Source organism: Streptomyces sp. NPDC015139 (assembly GCF_043079785.1).
Classification (GTDB): domain Bacteria; phylum Actinomycetota; class Actinomycetes; order Streptomycetales; family Streptomycetaceae; genus Streptomyces; species Streptomyces albidocamelliae.
In genome coordinates this window covers 1-1796 of the sequence record NZ_JBIBUW010000065.1, presented here as the reverse complement: position 1 = coordinate 1796, position 1796 = coordinate 1, and the positions used below count along the sequence as shown (strand labels likewise).

Below are 1796 nucleotides of genomic sequence, written 5' to 3'. Positions count from 1 at the left end.
AGTTTATCCAAAGGCTGAATTACACTTTAAAAATAAAACTAAAATACACTGCTGTAATTGAGTTTCAGAAACGAGGGGCTATACATTATCACCTATTGGTCTATAACCTTCCTTACACGCCTGTAGACGTTCTATCGGACATCTGGGGTCATGGGTTTGTTAAAATAAATAAAATAGACCACGTGGACAATGTAGGGGCTTATATAACGAAATATATGATAAAGGATAATATTGACGAAAGATTACTTGGAGAGAAGTCTTATTTTTCGAGTAGAGGGTTAAAGAAGCCTGAAGAGTATATTTTGACGGAAAAAGAAAAAGAGACTCTGCTAAAGTCTCATGACGAATATATAACATATTCCAAAAACTATGAAAATGAATATCTAGGCAATATTCATAAGATACAAATTAACTTAAATCGCAAAAGTTAACAGCGCTATTTTAACACATAGAAAATAAAAATACTATGACTTTACCGTTTTCTAATAGCGGGTAAAGTGTTCAAACTTTGACAATGGGACTCCTATAATGGGGTCCTTATTTAATTTCCTTGAAAATATAAAATCCGCCCTTTTGCGTGTGGGTGGGGTGACTCCAGTTGGGGCCCCCGACACCGCAAGGCGGATTTATTTTATTTATAAAAGACCGAGAGAAATAACACTAACCATTATGGTATTGACATGATACCACTTTGATACTATAATGATACCATAAGGAGGTGAAGTTATTGGGAAAAGCGGTTTTTTCTCTAAGGCTTACTGAAGACCTACACGAATGGTTAAAAAAAGAAGCTGAAAAGAGAGGTATGTCGGTCAACGCTTTGATTTCATACATACTGAGCGAATATAAAGACGATAAAGAGTTTTAACGGAGTAGTTCTACGTAGTGAAAGCGTAGCGGTTCCTTTACTTGGAAAGGCGACTCTGATAACCTAGTTCGGTTTGCCACATTAAAGATTTCTAGAAGGTGGCGACGGTGGCAAGTAATCTGGGTCGCAAAGGTTCCGAGTCAAGGATTCATGGAGTAGATCTACGCAGTGGTGATGGTGAAGCGCAACTAAAAAAACAAGAAAAGAGGACGAGCACATGTTTAATATTTCTTATTACAAAACCGAAGACACAAAAGTAATGGTGGTTACATTACACGCACTAAAACAAACTATCATTTTGCAACCAGGATTCTTTTATAAAATTTCAGGAGTTGATAGAAAAGTAATAACCGGCTGCGGCGAATTTAGTGGTACAATTCTAGTAGATTTAGGATTTATATTTCCGTTTAAATCTGATAGAAAAATAGGTTAATATTTAATCGCTATTTCTGTTTCTTACTTAACTTGATTATAGCGATTAATAAGCAGAAAAATTTAGACAAGGAAGAGAGGTATTTTATAATTGAGGTATCGTCACAAACTAATAAAAAGTGGCGGTGTATGGGAATTATTGAGCTACGAGAAAGAGGTAGCAACAGGTAAAGATGCAGTTCGTGAAAATGCTGGTAGGAAAAAACAGTCTGATCATGATTGGATAAATGATGCTGAAACAAAGATGAAGAACAGGTCTGATGTGTTATATCGTGCAAGGAAGCAAGTGTTTAACCAAGCAAATGCCAATGCAAATGCGTGGAACGAGCAACCGAAATTTTTCACACTTACATATGCTGAAAACATGCAGGACATAAAACAATCTAACTATAACTTCAAAAAGTTTATCCAAAGGCTGAATTACACTTTAAAAATAAAACTAAAATACACTGCTGTAATTGAGTTTCAGAAACGAGGGGCTATACATTATCACCTA

The 1796-nt window shown here is 35.6% G+C and carries 1 protein-coding gene and 2 pseudogenes; all 3 read left to right on the top strand.

Annotation, left to right across the window (positions count from 1 at the left end; genetic code table 11):
* Positions 1-431, top strand: a pseudogene (locus ACF08B_RS41630) (hypothetical protein); the annotation flags it as partial.
* A 287-nt stretch (positions 432-718) separates the two neighbouring features.
* Positions 719-868, top strand: coding sequence for a toxin-antitoxin system HicB family antitoxin (locus ACF08B_RS41625; protein ID WP_350502499.1), 150 nt, complete (start codon positions 719-721; stop codon positions 866-868).
* Between the two features lie 523 nt (positions 869-1391).
* Positions 1392-1796 (top strand): annotated as a pseudogene (locus tag ACF08B_RS41620) (hypothetical protein); the annotation flags it as partial.